Below are 14,903 nucleotides of genomic sequence, written 5' to 3' on the forward strand. Positions count from 1 at the left end.
AACGTTTAAATCAGCCCCAAATGCGAGGCATGAAACTCCAGATGCTCATCAATAAAGCTGGCAATGAAGAAGTAACTATGGTCATAGCCATCGTGCATGTTCAGGGTTAGCTGGCTGTCAGATTGTTGCGCTGCATTCACCAGCGCCTCAGGCTTTAACTGCTCCTGCAGAAACTGATCATCGTTGCCCTGTTCAACCAGCAAGGGAACCTCATGCTTTTCACTTCTTAAAAGCTCAGCAGAGTCATAAGTCTGCCAGGTGCTTTTATCTTCCCCCAGATACGCGCCAAACGCTTTGTGTCCCCAGGGACAATCAGTGGGGTTACTGACTGGGCTAAACGCTGACACAGACGTATACCGCCTTGGGTTACGAAGCCCAATCATGATGGCCCCGTGGCCACCCATTGAGTGACCGCTGATAGCACGTTCCCGGGTAACCGGCAGGTTGCTTTCTATTAGTTCCGGTAGCTCTTGTGTGATGTAGCTGTACATCTGATAGTGCTTCGCGTAGGGCGCTTGCGTGGCATCCACGTAAAAGCCTGCACCAAGACCCAAATCGTAGGCACCGTCTGGGGCATCGGCAACATCATCGCCGCGCGGACTGGTGTCCGGCGCCACAATGGCCATGCCCAGTTGCGCCGCCAGTTTCATTGCCCCGGCCTTTTGCATAAAGTTCTCATCGGTACAGGTCAGCCCTGAGAGCCAGTACAGTACTGGCACCGGATTATCTTTTGAGGCAAAAGGGGGCAGGAAGACCGCAAACGTCATCGTGCAGTTGGTGACCTTCGATGCGTGGCTGTAGCGAATGTGTCGTCCGCCGAATGCCCGGTTTTCACTGATAATATCCATTACGCTTCAGCCTCATCAAACAGCACGACACTACGTATACTTTTTCCTTCATGCATCAGGTCGAACGCTTCGTTTATATCCTGAAGCGGCATCTTGTGCGTAATAAAGGTCTTTAACGGAATTTCGCCATTGAGGTACTGCTCAACAATACCTGGCAACTCTGAACGCCCTTTAACCCCACCAAATGCCGTGCCGCGCCATACGCGCCCGGTAACCAGCTGGAACGGCCGGGTCGAAATTTCCTGACCGGCGCCCGCCACACCAATGATCACAGACTCGCCCCAGCCTTTATGACAGCATTCCAGTGCAGAGCGCATCACGTCGACGTTACCGATACATTCGAAGGAATAGTCAACGCCACCGTCGGTGAGATCCACAATGACTTCCTGAATAGGTTTGTCATAGTTTTTCGGGTTCACCACATCGGTGGCCCCTAGCTGTCTGGCAAGTTCAAACTTATCTTCGTTGATATCAATGGCAATAATACGCCCGGCTTTCGCCATCTGAGCACCGATAATGGCGGATAAACCAATACCACCCAGACCGAAAACTGCGACCGTAGCGCCCTCTTCCACCTTCGCGGTATTTAGTACGGCCCCCATACCAGTGGTAACGCCACACCCAAGCAGACACACTTCTTCAAGCGGCGCCTCTTTATTTACTTTTGCCAGTGAAATCTCGGGCAATACGGTGTATTCGGAGAAGGTTGATGTTCCCATATAGTGGTACAGGGTTTCGCCGTCTTTGCTAAACCGGGTAGTGCCATCAGGCATTAGCCCTTTGCCTTGTGTCTCACGAATTTTTCCGCACAGATTAGTTTTACCTGACTTACAAAATTTACATTCGCCACACTCAGGCGTATACAACGGGATCACATGATCACCCACACTGACACTGGTCACGCCCTCGCCCACGGACTCGACAATGCCGCCGCCTTCGTGACCCAGAATGCTGGGAAATATTCCCTCAGGATCATCACCGGACAATGTAAATGCATCTGTATGACACACACCTGTGGCGAGGATTTTGATTCGTACTTCACCCGCTTTGGGTGGTGCAACCTCAACTGTCTCAATTGACAGGGGCTTACCTGCTCCCCATGCCACAGCAGCCTTACAGGATATGGTTTCACCTTGCATATTCTTCTCCTTTCTCAGGGCGTTGGATTAGCGTTCAGTAAAGGCTCTATCGGATTTTAGATCAACATGGTTTACACTAACTGTCTAATTTTTGAGGTGAGCTCGATGATAAGACGTATTTTTCATCATTTAGTGGGGGCTTTTTCAGTCACCCTGTATTTTCTTAACACAATATTATGGACTACGCCGGTATTTATTCTTTCCATTTTTAAGCTAATTCCCTTTGCGCCCTGGCGCCGTTTTATTTCCTATTTACTGGATGCCTGCGCAACGGCCTGGATCACCTGCAATAACCTTAATCAGCGCATGACCAGCAATACACATTGGCAGGTTAAGGGCCTCAGCCAGCTCACTCAAAAAGACTGGTATCTGGTGATCGCGAATCATCAGTCCTGGGTTGATATTCTGGTCCTTCAGCGCGTATTTAACCGACAAATCCCGTTTTTAAAGTTTTTCCTGAAACAACAGCTGATTTGGGTGCCGGTTCTGGGACTCGCCTGGTGGGCACTCGATTTCCCGTTTATGCGCCGTTACAGCAAGGCGTTTCTGGCTAAGCATCCACATATGCAGGGAAAAGATATGGAAACCACGCGTCGTGCGTGTGAAAAATTCCGGTTCAAACCTGTATCAATCATGAATTTTGTTGAAGGCACACGCTTTTCACAACAAAAACATGATGAACAGAACTCACCTTACCGCTACCTGCTTAAGCCACGGGCAGGCGGTGTGGCCTTTGTATTGTCGGCTATGGGCAACCAGCTACACAAGCTGATTGATGTCACCATTGACTACCCCGAAGGTGTTCCGTCATTTTGGGACTTTGTCAGCGGTAAAGTTAAAAATATCAATGTGAATGTTATGGTCACGCCAATTAAGGAGATTGTACAGTCAGGTTTTTTTACCGACGACTATTTTACCAATCCGGAAGCAAAAGCGCGCTTCCAGGCGTGGCTTAATGAACGCTGGACAGAAAAAGACGCGCTTATCGCCAGTATGCGCGCAACGGAACCAACAGCATGAGAGCGCTACTTGCCCCCTTTATTTTTGTCATTCACTTTTGTTTGCAGGTACTCAATCTGGCCCTGTGGGGTGGACTAATCATCATTCTGGGTCTGGTTAAACTTATATTGCCGTTGCAGGTACTTCGCGGTGCTATGTTGTCTGTTATGCACCTGCTGATGTTTGCCTTTGGTAAATGCAGCGTGTTTTTTATCCGCCTGTTCAACCCGGTTACCATCGATGTCAATATCGACGGCAGCCTGTCAAAGCAAAGCTGGTATCTGATCGTAGCCAATCACCTGAGTTACCTGGATATTATCTTATTGATTGAGTTTGCGGCAGGCCGGATACCCGCACCAAAGTTTTTCCTTAAGCAGGAGCTTATCTGGCTGCCTTTTGTGGGGCTTGGAGCCTGGGCACTGGATATGCCGTTTATGCGCCGTTACAGCCGGGCTTATCTGGCAAAGCATCCTGAAAAAAAGGGGAAAGATCTGGCTACAACCCGTGCTTATTGCGACAAGTTTCGCACTACGCCTACCACCGTCATTAACTTCGTTGAAGGCACCCGCTTTACAACCAGAAAGCATCAGAGTAAAGCCAGTCCCTACCAGCACTTACTGCCACCTAAAGCGGGCGGTGTCGCATTTACTCTCGCTGCAATGGGGCAATTATTTACGAATGTGCTGGATGTATCACTGGTCTACCCTGAGAATACACGGCACCCAATGATGGCCATGCTATGCGGCAAAATGACGCGAATTATTATTGACGTCAAAGTGCTGGACGTACCTGACCAGAAAATTGTGCCCACGGATGCTGACAGCGATGCCCGTCATTATTTTCACGACTGGCTGAACCAGCTGTGGGGGTCAAAAGATAATCACATAAAACGGTTACTGGAGCGATAAGATGGAGATGGAAACGGAACAAATTTCATCGTCTTTGCGAACACATTTTCTTGAACTACTGGAGCTGCTTCTGCCCGGAATCAGCGCAGACACGGTGCTATACAATGTGATTGCGATCAGCGCGACGCTGGCATTCGCGGCGGTCGTATACCTTTTCGCCCGTATTGTCATTCGCCCGCAGATTGCAACATGGGTAAAGCGTTCTGACGCACAGTGGGATAATGGCCTGTTAAAACACGGGTTCTTTCGGCGTCTGTTGCATTTACTGCCGGCGCTGTGCATTACCCTGATCATCCCGTCACTGATTGAGCACACCTCTTTGTTAAGCGGCTTTATGGTCAAGCTGGCCATGCTCTACATGCTGTTCAGTGGCATGCTGGCAGTGTTTGCCCTACTCAGTACCTTAGAGGATGTCTATAACAGCTCTGGCACAACGCGACGCGCCCCCATCACCGGCTTTATTCAGGTAACAAAGCTGGTTTTTGCCATTATAGTGGTGCTGCTGAGTATTTCACTGGTTATTGATCGCAGTCCGCTTATTCTGGTCTCCGGCCTGACGGCCATCGCTGCGGTACTACTGCTTATTTTCAGGGATACCATTCTAGGTTTTGTCGCCGGGATCCAGATTGCCGCAAACCGCATGTTCAACACCGGCGACTGGATCCAGATGCCGAAATATGAGGTCGATGGCGTTATTATTGAAATCGGCCTGACTAATGTGAAAGTGCAGAACTGGGATATGACCATTTCCACCCTGCCGACCTACAGCCTGACCAATGAGGCAGTGAAGAACTGGCGTGGAATGGAGGAGTCAGGCGGCCGGCGGATAAAACGGGCCATCTATATCAATATACACAGCGTTAAACTCTGCACACCTGAGATGCTGGAGAAATTTTCGAATATACGCTACATCTCAAAATACATTGAAGATAAAGTATCTGAACTACAGACATTTCACAAAGACAACGCCATTGAAGAGCGAGATCTGTTAAACAACAGAAAACTCACTAATATCGGTACCTTCAGAGCTTATCTGACTGCTTATATCAGCAAGCATCCAAAGGTGAACCAGTCAATGACACATATGGTTCGTCAGTTGCCACCTACGGAACTTGGCCTGCCACTCGAAGTATATTGCTTCAGCACCGAGCAGCAATGGGTTCAGTATGAGCAGGTACAGGCAGATATTTTTGATCATATTATGGCCATGCTTGATCAGTTTGAACTGAGCGCCTATCAGCGTGATGGCCATCTGTCATCAATGCTGTCGCAGTCATCGTCGGCGCAGACCAGTGGTCAGGAGGAGCGGCCTGATAAAGAATCATCAGAATGAAAAAAGGCGCCAGTGAAATCACTGGCGCCTTTTTATTTACGTGCCGTCAACGATAGCCGGTTAGCTTAATGCGTATCCCATCAGCAGGCAGACAACCAGACCAGACACGCCAAAGAAACCGTATTCGATTTTTTCCTGCATGCCTTTTTCGCCGGTTGTTGAGGTCATAAACCCCATGATGACACTGCTCAGCCCCAGAACAAAGGCTATAAGCGCGACACCGAACATGATTGCATTTATCCAGTCAGTCATTCTATTTTACCCCTAATTTCTGCTGCGCGTATTATGCCTAAAACAAAGTAACTTGCACAGCACCTGCTACACAATAATCGGTAGATTCGCGGTGTCGTTGATCTTAGTCAATTTCACCACTTTTCACTTAAAAGCGCTAAGGTTCAGACTGTTAGTAAAAGCATTATGTCGCCTAAACATCTTAACCTATTGATAAGTATGAATTATAAATGTTGGCCCAGGCTTTGCTGTCGATATCCCCGACGCACTCACTGAATAATTGAGGAAATTATGAATCGGATCATCACCCTTAGCGCACTGGTATCATTAGGTCTTTCAACGCCCGCACTGGCCCATGACGACAACTGCAACGTTGAGCTTGACGGCAACATTCTGTACGAACGTGGCGTACTCACGGTTGATATGGACAATGGCAGTACCATGACGATTACGCCTGATCACAACCTGACAGTGAATGGTGAAGCGATTGGGCTGGATAGTCAGCAGCAGCGATGGGTAAGTGACTACTACACACATATCGATACCGCCATTCCTATGTCCGTAAGCATAGCGGCCGATGGCCTTGCGCTGGCAACCACCGCTGTAGATGAAGTTTTCGGAGAGTTATTTGGCGCTGACAACGACGTAGTCACAGAGTTTAATACGATGTTCGCGGATATGTCAGCGGAACTCGACGACACCTTTTATGACGAAAACGGCGCGATCCGTATTAACTCCCGCGAGATGCGCCAGAAAGAATGGATGGAAGGTGGCTGGGAGAATGAGTTCGAAGATCGGGTGGAAGAAGCCATCGCTCAGTCGATGGGAAAAATCCTGGTTGCCCTGGGTACACAGCTGATGTGGGAAGGGGGTGATATGGAGGCATTTGAAGCAAAAATGGATCGTTTTGGAGAGTCAATTGAAACGCGCGTCGAGCGTCAGGCCCTCAAGCTTGAGAAAAAAGCCGATCAGCTTTGCCAGGTGCTGGCCGATGCTGATGAGGCTGAAACGCAAATGCAACGCCATATTCCCGGACTGGACGGGCTGAACCTGATGGATGTCAGCTATCACGGCCACGCGGATAAAATGTAACATGGCGTTATGCCTGGCCCGCAGTATATCACTCGTCCACATGTAACTGATCTGTTACGCTTGTGGACGGGTATAACAGACTAGCATGACGTTATTATCCAATCATCTAATTCTCTGCGGGCACGGCTGGTTAGGCAGTCACATTTCCCGGCAAGCAAGCCAGTCTTTAAGACTGAGTGCAACTACTCGTGCCTCCGAAAAAGCCAAATCCTTGCGCGCCAAAGGCATCAATGCCTTTGTTTTTACGCTTGGTGATGACCCTGCCCCGCTGACAGAAATTGCCGATGAAGCAACACTGGTACTGAACATACCTGCGGGACGGCGTCAGCAGGACCTCAGTGCCTATCAACAGCACATGTGCGAACTTATCGATACACTTGCTGATACGGCGCTCAGCCATCTCATATTTACCAGTACTACATCCGTGTATGGGGACACGACCAGCAGTATTGTGACAGAGGATACGCCACCAGCGCCCGACACTACGTCGGCACATGCAAATGCAGTTATTGAAGCGCACCTTCAGCGAAAGATGCCAAAGCGCTACAGTATTCTCCGACTGGCGGGCCTGACTGGCCCTGATCGCCATCCTGTGCATATGCTGGCTGGCAAATCACTGGATAAGGGCAATAAGAAAATTAATCTCATTCACAGCACCGATGTAGTCGCAGCAATCAATGTACTGATAAGAAAAGGGCCGATGAACCGGGTTCTTCACTTGAGTTGCACGCAGCATCCCAAACGGGGCGAGTATTATACGGCGTGCGCTGAAAAATTACTCCTACCGGCGCCCACGTTTAGCGGTACTGATGCTCCCGCAACAGGTAAAGAGGTGGATGCGTCCCTGTCGCTTGCATTGCTTGGCCTGGAGCTCAAGGTCCCCGACCCTTTCAACATGTGTTAGAGAAAGTGCGGATACGCTGGTTGCAGCGCGTTGAAGCGGGCATTGCTTATTCGACGGTAAAGCGACGCTAAAGAGATAAACTATAACAGGGCGCGCCGGGCGGGTGCCCGACGCCCGGCGTATTATCCAAACAGACTCACACCAAAATATTTCACCGCTACGGTGTTGACAAAAATAACCAGCAAAATAGCGGGTATAAAGGTACTGACCGACACATCCACATACTTTTCAAGCCAGGTGCCTTTGTAGCTTTCGGCGCCCTGTTCGAGAGCCGCATTAAAGTTTGCCTTTTTCCAGCGGTACATCACAAAAATACAGATGAGGAAGCCGTTGAGCGGCAGAATGGTTTCGTAAAACACATCATAAACAATATCGAAAAATGATTTCGGCTGCCCGGCATAACTGACAAAAGACGTTAGCGCATCCACATAGCCAAATGACAACGCGCACAACACGGCCATGACAATCATCAGCACACCCAGCGTGAACAGTGCCGACTTACGCGACATATCCTTTTCATCCATCAGGGCCGCCACTGGCACTTCAAAAATAGAAACCAGGGAAGTTATCGCCGCAAAAAAGACCAGTAAGAAGAACAGGCTTGCGACCGCTGAGGCACCCAGGTAGCCAATTGAGCTTTGCAGCGCCAGGAATATTTCTGGCAGATACGTGAAGATCATACTGATTGAGGATTCGCTCAGCTCTGACGGATTGGTATCCGGGTTAAAGGAGAAAATTGCCGGCAGGATCATCAGTCCAGCAGTAAACGCAACGGCGGTATCGGTTAGTGCAACCAGCTTTGCAGAATTCGGTACATCGGCACGTTTATCAATATAACTGCCATAGGTCAGCAATATGCCCATACCCAGTGACAACGAGAAAAACGCCTGTGACAATGCGCCGTTGATAACGGGTGCGGTTATCTTGGAAAAATCAGGAATCAGATAAAATTCAACACCAGCCATGGCGTTGTCCTGCGTTAGTACGAAGATCACCAGACCAATCAGCATGACAAACAACGACGGCATGAGCAGTTTCGCGGCTTTCTCAATGCCTTCTTTTACGCCGCCCTGCAGGATAAGGTAAACAATGCCTACCACGACCGCCATGTAGATAAACAAGGTAGGTGAATTAATAAAAGTCGAAAAGGTATCGGGTTTCGCCAGCTCTGCAAGATCGCCTGTCACTGCGGCACTTAAATACCCGAAGATCCAAACCGTGATCACCATGTAAAAAACGGCAATCATAAACGGCGTAATAATAGACAGCCAGCCAGCGAGATTCCAGTGCGGTGCATTTTTGCCGATGGCTTTGTAGGCGCCGAGCGGATCTTTTCCTGCGTGCCGGCCCACCGACATTTCCGCCATCATTACCGGTAGACAGATCGCGAAAACGAAAATTGCATACATCAGTAAAAACGCGCCACCACCGTTTTTCGCTGCTCCGACCGGAAAGCCAACCAGGTTTCCTATTCCCACTGCCGAACCGGCAGCCGCCAGGATAAACCCGATGCGCGATCCAAACTGTTCTCTGGCCCCGCTCATATCCCACTTCCTCTTGTTGTTTTAGTACTTTGTTATTATTAGATTGGCGATTATGTGCAAAAAAAAATGCCGTTGTCGACGAAAACCAGCCAACGTTTTGTCGCAACGCCGCACACAAACCTTGCCACTAAATGGAAGGGGCACACGCAGCCCGCGCCCTCCATTGAGCGAGCATAGTAACAGCCGGTTAACAAAATGTCTTGGCGTTGGCCGCGCCACGCAATGGTTCGGACGAATCACCAGCTGACAGGCTTACCGTCCCAGTCAATGAAGTGAGGGCTGTCCTTAAGGTCCAGCTCCTTTATGTGAGTAAGTAGTTGCTTCGCTGTAAACTCAGGTTCGAAAAGCTTTTCAGGCTTCACATTGGCCTGAAACGGTTGTGATAAGCCGGTATCCACCGTTCCGGGATGATAACTCACCAGCGTGGTTGTTTTGGTTCTTCTGTTATATTCAATCGCAGCGGTTTTAAGCAGCATATTGAGTGCCGCTTTCGACGCCCGGTATCCGTACCAGCCACCCAGACGATTATCACTGATACTGCCGACTCGGGCACTCAGACAAACAACAGTTGCCTGCTCCTTGTCCACTACGCCGACCAGGTGCTTTAGCCATAACGCCGGTAAAATAGTATTGACCGAGAAATAAGCCGTGAGCTGCGCAGTATCCAGATCCTCCAGTTTTTTCTCTGGTGAGATAGCAGGGCTGGCATTGTCATCGTGAAGCATTCCGATGGTACAAATCGCGAGCCTGACGACTTCCCCCTTATCTTTAAGCGATTGTATAAACGCCGCGATGGCAGCCTCATCATTGCTGTCGAGTGCCTGAGTTTCAACGTTGTCTCCCCAAACAGATAAGGCTGTACCTGCACGGGACAGGGCGTAAACCGATTCTCCCTGATCTGAGAGCTGTGTGACGACTGCCTGACCGATGCCGCCACTGGCGCCGATAACCACCGATACCTGACTCATTTTCTTACCCTTGCTGCTTTTGCTTTGCTGTGCTTAACCGGTACGGTATGCGCCTGTACGTCATCAATACACTCTTCACAACCACGCCGTTTACCAGTCAGTAGAAACGAGATGGTATAGCGGTAGCGCGCGAATTTTGAATAGCACCAGTCAGCGACAGGCCGGACAATTCGCCAGCGTAGTGGCGCATAAAGCCAGCCCTTGCCCACCGCCTGCCAGGCTTTGTGTGTGGCATCCAGGCCACTGATCATGGTGCCGTCGTCGAGCTGTACGTGGATGCGGTTATTGAGCGCGTCCCAGTCAAGATGGGGATAATTGTGCGCGAAGGTTTGAGACTGGATATCCACCATTTCAATCCGTCGCTGGTGATCGTATCGCTGCAGATGATGCATTTCGTTACGACACAACGGACAGTGTCCGTCATAAAAGATGATCATAGTTACCTCGATAAGATCATAAGACATGCACTTTTACGCTAAAAAAACAGGAGTGGATGACTTGAAGTCGACAATGCTTATACCCACACTTCCGTTAGTTAAGAAATAAGGTAGGAATTATGACAACGTTACAAACTGCAACGCTTGGCGGCGGTTGCTTTTGGTGTATTGAATCTGCGTATAACAGTGTTAGAGGCGTTGAAAGTGCTGTTTCAGGGTACGCCGGGGGCGATACCAGTGACCCGTCCTACGAGGCCGTATGCGGCGGCAATACCGGTCATGCGGAAGTGGTCCAGGTTACCTTTGACCCTGGACAAATCTCGTACCGTGACATTCTTGAGATTTTCTTTGCCCTGCACGATCCGACGCAACTCAACAGGCAGGGGAACGACGTGGGGACGCAATACCGCAGCGCCATTTTCTATCATAATGACGAACAACGCGCTGCCGCACATGCCATTATTAAAGAAATTGAAGATGAGCAAATCTGGCCGGATCCTGTGGTGACCGAAGTTGTGCCCATTAACAACTACCACGAGGCCGAAGCTTACCACCAGCAGTACTTCAAAAATAATCCGCAAAACCAGTACTGTCAGATGGTGCTGGCGCCCAAACTGGCCAAGTTTAAGAAGACCTTTGCCGAGCGCCTGCAGGACTGATTAAGAGGCTGGATTTTCAGCCTCGATGCTGAACCACTCATCTTGTAACGGCACGGAAAATATCAGCGGCGCCATGGCCTCGTAATGAGGCCTTAGCGCTTCGCACTGTACATTTTTCAGATAATTTTTCTTCCATGGATCATTGATGAGCCACAGTGTCGAGTCGATAATTGCCACGCCTTCTATGGACGCATTATCCATGACCTCGTGGCTCTCACTACAGTCAGCAGAGGCACCATCCGTTGGCGCAGTAAACTGCATGGGTACCCGCAGGGTCGTGCCTTCGCCATCCGCACGCACTACCCACAGTTCATTGTCATTGCGGGCAGCGGCCAGTAAATAAGCAACCTGACTTTGCGGATGACGATACCAGGTTAACCCGTTGATGGGGTGATTACCTCTGGTAAACACCGGCAACGACAATTGTGAGTCGATAACCCTCGCGAATTCATCCGTTTCCCAGAATGCCTCATCCATAATCACACTAAATATGCGTGGCTGACCCTGACTATCCTTTTCCAGTCCCAGGTACAGTGTGTTGTTGTCTGACAACGCCATGCCTTCGATCCCGTCATTAGGAAAATCCCCCACGTCGTCCCTAAGCGCAAATTGTACAGGCCTTACATGGGTCATCATCATCCGGTCATTATTCATGCGCTCCAGGCGCACCAACAATGTCGGATAATCCGTTGAACCGGTATCTTTATAGCGGCGCTGACACTTTACTGACAACGCTCCAGTACGCGTTGCATCTTCAGTCACTGTATAAAACACATCGCTGTCATTGGGATCGACCACCAGCGCTTCAAGATCAGGGGCATCAGACAGGTACTGATAAAAGCAGCTGCGCCGCACACGGGACGCCATGGAAAACGAACGCTGCTCAACTCCCAGTGTTGCCGTTGCAGGATCAATCACGTGCAACTTTCGTTGTTGCGCGGCATCTGCACTGCCATCCGACACAGTAACAAGCTTACCATCGACTACCGTAAGGCCTGAAGTTTGAGGGTCGCTCATCACCTCTTTGCCGGCAGTCTGCACCCACTGTCCGGTGGCCGTTAGCACAGAAGACGCTTGTTCAATATTTTCAGGCGCTGCGGGCTGTGGCTCACTACACCCCGTCAGAACAAGCATTAAAAGCGTAATACCACTTTTATAATTCATGTCGCTATCCCTCTTTGCACCGGCTACCGGTATTCCGGCACCGCCACGGTTAAAATGCTGCATGGGAGTATATCTAGCTGGCATATCTCCCCGCAATGCTCTTTTGTTACTGATTTTAAGCATAAAACCGGTCGGTCCCGCGCTTAGCTAACCTTCCGGATCCGGCCGTTCTCTGCTAATGTCTGGGATTTAAACTGAAAAGAACGCCACGTATGTCGCTACCTGCTGTGCTTGCTGGCCCCATAGTTCGTCGTGTCACCGATACGGCATGTCATTTTTGGCTGGTTACCCGGGCGCGTTCCCCTATTACTGTGACACTCCATCAATGTGATCAGACGCTTACCTGTGACACCAGCATTGAATGTATTCCAATCGGCACACAGGCGTTTATTCAGCTCATCAGTGTTACCTCCGCCTCACCGTTTATTGCTAATGAGCCCGTCAGTTATTCGTTTACTTTTGCGGATAACGCACTTCAACAGCAGTGGCAAAAAGAAGTATCGGCGCTTTGCTATGACGGGCATGATGCACCGTTTTTCAGGTGGACACCTGTCTTGCGCAATGTGCTGCACGGCTCCTGCCGTCGCCCCCATTCAGAGGGCGAAGACGCCTTAGTGCGCCTTGATGAGCTATTGAGCAACAGCGGCAAGAATGAGACGCCACCACCCGATATTTTGCTGTTAACCGGCGATCAAATCTATGCCGATGACGTGGCCGGCCCAACGTTGCAGGCGGTTGGCCAGGTGATTGAACGACTGGGACTGCACAGCGAGTCACTGGAGGGTGCCGTTGTCGATCACAGCGAAGCGCTGGAGTCCCATCCCTTTAATTATTATCAGCGGGATCAACTGTTACCTAAAACAGACGATAACTCAGCGCTGGCAAAACTGTTCTTTCGCGCCAAAAGAAAGCCAGTCTTTACCTCAGTGAACGCTAAAAACCATCTGATTACGTTAAGCGAGGTACTCGCCATGTACCTGCTGTGCTGGTCGCCGGTACTGTGGCGGGACGTTGAGTTTGATGAGTCTGAGGTTCCCGACGACTATCGGCAGCAGTTTGCCTGCGAACAAGACGCACTGACATCTTTTATTGACGCACTGCCGGCTGTACAACGCGCTATGGCTAACATTGCTACCTATATGATGTTTGATGATCATGATGTGACCGATGACTGGAATCTGACCCGGGGCTGGGAAGAAGAAGTATACTCGCATCCATTGTCCCGGCGTATGGTGGGCAACGCACTTGTCGGTTACCTGCTTTGTCAGGGCTGGGGAAACTGTCCGGCGCGCCTGTCCTCACTGGTAAAGACGCTCCCAAATACGTTCGCCGAAGATGCTTTGCAAAACCAGAGTGACCTTATCGATACTTTATTTGAGTTTGAGAGCTGGGATTATCAGCTTGATACCTCGCCCCCAGTACGGGTGCTTGATACCCGTACCCGTCGCTGGCGGTCAGAGTCAGACGCCAATAAACCCTCCGGCCTGATGGACTGGGAAGCGCTGTGCGAATTTCAGAACTCAATTCTTAAACAGGATAAGGTGATCGTTGTGGCCCCTGCCCCTATTTTTGGGGTGAAGTTCATCGAGGCCATCCAGAAAGTCTTTACGTTTTTTGGTAAAGCGCTGACCGTTGATGCTGAGAACTGGATGGCGCACAAAGGCACAGCCAATGTCATACTGAACATTTTCAGACACTACCGTACACCGCCCTTTTTCATTATTTTATCGGGTGATGTCCATTACTCCTTTGTGTATGACGTAAAGCTTCGCTTCCGAAAACGCAGCCCGCAGATCCTGCAGTTTACCTGTTCAGGCATAAAAAATACCTTTCCGGCACGCCTTATCCGCTGGCTTGATCGCGGTAATCGCTGGCTATATTCGCCTCACTCACCGTTAAACGTCTTTACACGGCGTCGTGATATGACCGTTTCGCCACGTCAGCCCACCTCCGGTGGTGAACTGCATAATGGCAGTGCGCTGGGCCAGTTAATACTCGATGAAGAAGGCAAAGAGGTTGCCTGTCGCATTTTATGTAGCAACGGAGACACGGTAGACTTCCCCTCTGAACGAAAACGACACAGAGGGTAATGCATGAGTGAACCGGCAATCGCCATCGGCCTTTTTTATGGCTCGACAACCTGCTATACCGAGATGGCAGCAGAGAAAATTCAGGCCCAGCTGAATGAACTTTTCGATGATCAGGTGGTAGACGTCCACAATATTGAGGATGTGGCGCTAAGCAATACCGCCAATTACGACATTCTGATTTTTGGTATTTCTACCTGGGACTTTGGTGAACTGCAGGAAGACTGGGAGTCACACTGGGATGAGGTTCATCAGTTAGATTTATCCGGTAAAATTGTGGCGCTGTACGGCCTTGGCGACCAAATTGGCTATACCGACTGGTTTCAGGATGCGCTGGGTATGCTGCATGAAGCCATCGCGCCTTCGGGCTGCAAAATCATCGGTGCCTGGCCGAATCAGGGCTATGACTTTGCCGAGTCCAAGGGCCTGAACGCAGATGGCAGTCATTTTGTCGGCTTGTCGCTGGATGACGAAAATCAGTATGAACAGACCGATGACCGGATCCGCGACTGGTGCACGCAGTTAATTGAGGAGCTGAGTGAGTAAAGGCGGCTGCACCTGATACGCCTGTAACAAATGAACATTTCACC

General features: G+C 50.0%; 15 protein-coding genes. 8 read left to right on the forward strand and 7 right to left on the reverse strand.

Annotated elements, in window-relative coordinates:
- Window positions 1–5 precede the first annotated feature (5 nt).
- Both fghA and IE054_RS13890 read right to left on the reverse strand, forming a co-directional pair.
- Window positions 6–848, reverse strand: a complete 843-nt coding sequence (gene fghA, locus IE054_RS13885) for an S-formylglutathione hydrolase (RefSeq protein WP_189407432.1) — start codon at window positions 846–848, stop codon at window positions 6–8.
- Window positions 848–1,987: an S-(hydroxymethyl)glutathione dehydrogenase/class III alcohol dehydrogenase gene (locus IE054_RS13890; RefSeq protein WP_308428285.1), complete on the reverse strand. Its 1,140-nt coding sequence runs from the start codon at window positions 1,985–1,987 to the stop codon at window positions 848–850. The genes fghA and IE054_RS13890 overlap by 1 nt, the downstream gene beginning before the upstream one ends.
- A 105-nt stretch (window positions 1,988–2,092) precedes the next feature.
- On the opposite strand from IE054_RS13890, the gene yihG (IE054_RS13895) reads away from it, so the two are divergent.
- Genes yihG (IE054_RS13895) through IE054_RS13905 form a run of 3 tightly spaced genes read left to right on the forward strand, consistent with a single transcriptional unit; the run spans window position 2,093 to window position 5,227 of the window.
- Entirely contained in the window at window positions 2,093–3,007 is a 915-nt protein-coding gene (gene yihG, locus IE054_RS13895; RefSeq protein WP_189407434.1) for a 1-acylglycerol-3-phosphate O-acyltransferase, YihG family, read from the forward strand.
- Window positions 3,004–3,894, forward strand: a complete 891-nt coding sequence (yihG, locus tag IE054_RS13900; protein WP_189407436.1) for a 1-acylglycerol-3-phosphate O-acyltransferase, YihG family — start codon at window positions 3,004–3,006, stop codon at window positions 3,892–3,894. Before yihG (IE054_RS13895) ends, yihG (IE054_RS13900) begins: the two co-directional genes overlap by 4 nt.
- A gap of 1 nt (window position 3,895) precedes the next feature.
- Window positions 3,896–5,227 carry a mechanosensitive ion channel family protein gene (locus tag IE054_RS13905; RefSeq protein ID WP_229805171.1) on the forward strand — a complete coding sequence of 444 codons (1,332 nt, stop codon included), beginning with the start codon at window positions 3,896–3,898 and terminating at the stop codon, window positions 5,225–5,227.
- A 60-nt stretch (window positions 5,228–5,287) separates the two neighbouring features.
- Here IE054_RS13905 and IE054_RS13910 read toward each other — a convergent pair whose 3' ends face one another.
- Window positions 5,288–5,479, reverse strand: a complete 192-nt coding sequence (locus IE054_RS13910) for a hypothetical protein (protein ID WP_189407438.1) — start codon at window positions 5,477–5,479, stop codon at window positions 5,288–5,290.
- 270 nt (window positions 5,480–5,749) lie between these two features.
- On the opposite strand from IE054_RS13910, the gene IE054_RS13915 reads away from it, so the two are divergent.
- Window positions 5,750–6,550, forward strand: coding sequence for a DUF2884 family protein (locus tag IE054_RS13915; protein WP_189407440.1), 801 nt, complete (start codon window positions 5,750–5,752; stop codon window positions 6,548–6,550).
- 85 nt (window positions 6,551–6,635) lie between these two features.
- On the forward strand, window positions 6,636–7,454 hold the full coding sequence (locus tag IE054_RS13920) for an NAD-dependent epimerase/dehydratase family protein (protein ID WP_189407441.1): 819 nt from the start codon (window positions 6,636–6,638) through the stop codon (window positions 7,452–7,454).
- Between the two features lie 122 nt (window positions 7,455–7,576).
- Here the strand turns inward: IE054_RS13920 and IE054_RS13925 are convergent, their stop codons facing one another.
- The 3 genes from IE054_RS13925 to IE054_RS13935 all read right to left on the reverse strand — a co-directional run bounded on the left by IE054_RS13925 (window position 7,577) and on the right by IE054_RS13935 (window position 10,403).
- A complete protein-coding gene (locus tag IE054_RS13925; protein ID WP_189407443.1) occupies window positions 7,577–8,998 on the reverse strand; it encodes a sodium-dependent transporter in 1,422 nt (473 codons plus the stop codon).
- Between the two features lie 236 nt (window positions 8,999–9,234).
- Window positions 9,235–9,966 (reverse strand): SDR family NAD(P)-dependent oxidoreductase, encoded by a 732-nt coding sequence (locus tag IE054_RS13930; RefSeq protein ID WP_189407445.1) that lies wholly within the window; start codon window positions 9,964–9,966, stop codon window positions 9,235–9,237.
- On the reverse strand, window positions 9,963–10,403 hold the full coding sequence (locus tag IE054_RS13935; RefSeq protein WP_189407657.1) for a thiol-disulfide oxidoreductase DCC family protein: 441 nt from the start codon (window positions 10,401–10,403) through the stop codon (window positions 9,963–9,965). Before IE054_RS13935 ends, IE054_RS13930 begins: the two co-directional genes overlap by 4 nt.
- A gap of 119 nt (window positions 10,404–10,522) precedes the next feature.
- Here IE054_RS13935 and msrA point away from each other — a divergent pair, with 119 nt between their 5' ends.
- Window positions 10,523–11,062 (forward strand): peptide-methionine (S)-S-oxide reductase MsrA, encoded by a 540-nt coding sequence (gene msrA / locus IE054_RS13940; RefSeq protein ID WP_189407447.1) that lies wholly within the window; start codon window positions 10,523–10,525, stop codon window positions 11,060–11,062.
- Here msrA and IE054_RS13945 read toward each other — a convergent pair whose 3' ends face one another.
- Window positions 11,063–12,226, reverse strand: a complete 1,164-nt coding sequence (locus tag IE054_RS13945; RefSeq protein ID WP_189407449.1) for a hypothetical protein — start codon at window positions 12,224–12,226, stop codon at window positions 11,063–11,065.
- Between the two features lie 212 nt (window positions 12,227–12,438).
- Between IE054_RS13945 and IE054_RS13950 the strand changes: the two genes are divergently transcribed.
- Window positions 12,439–14,316 (forward strand): metallophosphoesterase family protein, encoded by a 1,878-nt coding sequence (locus tag IE054_RS13950; RefSeq protein WP_189407451.1) that lies wholly within the window; start codon window positions 12,439–12,441, stop codon window positions 14,314–14,316.
- 3 nt (window positions 14,317–14,319) lie between these two features.
- The gene (gene fldB, locus IE054_RS13955; protein ID WP_189407452.1) at window positions 14,320–14,859 is read left to right on the forward strand and encodes a flavodoxin FldB; all 540 of its coding nucleotides are present in this window, start codon (window positions 14,320–14,322) and stop codon (window positions 14,857–14,859) included.
- Window positions 14,860–14,903: the final 44 nt, after the last annotated feature.

Origin of the sequence: Alteromonas halophila (genome assembly GCF_014651815.1) — a bacterium.
GTDB lineage: Bacteria > Pseudomonadota > Gammaproteobacteria > Enterobacterales > Alteromonadaceae > Alteromonas > Alteromonas halophila.

What these genes read in the sequence shown, in the direction of transcription:
- fghA (WP_189407432.1), bottom strand. Translation starts at nt 848, where the DNA reads ATGGATATTATCAGTGAAAACCGGGCATTCGGCGGACGACACATTCGC.
- IE054_RS13890 (WP_308428285.1), bottom strand. Translation starts at nt 1,987, where the DNA reads ATGCAAGGTGAAACCATATCCTGTAAGGCTGCTGTGGCATGGGGAGCA.
- yihG (WP_189407434.1), top strand. Translation starts at nt 2,093, where the DNA reads ATGATAAGACGTATTTTTCATCATTTAGTGGGGGCTTTTTCAGTCACC.
- yihG (WP_189407436.1), top strand. Translation starts at nt 3,004, where the DNA reads ATGAGAGCGCTACTTGCCCCCTTTATTTTTGTCATTCACTTTTGTTTG.
- IE054_RS13905 (WP_229805171.1), top strand. Translation starts at nt 3,896, where the DNA reads ATGGAGATGGAAACGGAACAAATTTCATCGTCTTTGCGAACACATTTT.
- IE054_RS13910 (WP_189407438.1), bottom strand. Translation starts at nt 5,479, where the DNA reads ATGACTGACTGGATAAATGCAATCATGTTCGGTGTCGCGCTTATAGCC.
- IE054_RS13915 (WP_189407440.1), top strand. Translation starts at nt 5,750, where the DNA reads ATGAATCGGATCATCACCCTTAGCGCACTGGTATCATTAGGTCTTTCA.
- IE054_RS13920 (WP_189407441.1), top strand. Translation starts at nt 6,636, where the DNA reads ATGACGTTATTATCCAATCATCTAATTCTCTGCGGGCACGGCTGGTTA.
- IE054_RS13925 (WP_189407443.1), bottom strand. Translation starts at nt 8,998, where the DNA reads ATGAGCGGGGCCAGAGAACAGTTTGGATCGCGCATCGGGTTTATCCTG.
- IE054_RS13930 (WP_189407445.1), bottom strand. Translation starts at nt 9,966, where the DNA reads ATGAGTCAGGTATCGGTGGTTATCGGCGCCAGTGGCGGCATCGGTCAG.
- IE054_RS13935 (WP_189407657.1), bottom strand. Translation starts at nt 10,403, where the DNA reads ATGATCATCTTTTATGACGGACACTGTCCGTTGTGTCGTAACGAAATG.
- msrA (WP_189407447.1), top strand. Translation starts at nt 10,523, where the DNA reads ATGACAACGTTACAAACTGCAACGCTTGGCGGCGGTTGCTTTTGGTGT.
- IE054_RS13945 (WP_189407449.1), bottom strand. Translation starts at nt 12,226, where the DNA reads ATGAATTATAAAAGTGGTATTACGCTTTTAATGCTTGTTCTGACGGGG.
- IE054_RS13950 (WP_189407451.1), top strand. Translation starts at nt 12,439, where the DNA reads ATGTCGCTACCTGCTGTGCTTGCTGGCCCCATAGTTCGTCGTGTCACC.
- fldB (WP_189407452.1), top strand. Translation starts at nt 14,320, where the DNA reads ATGAGTGAACCGGCAATCGCCATCGGCCTTTTTTATGGCTCGACAACC.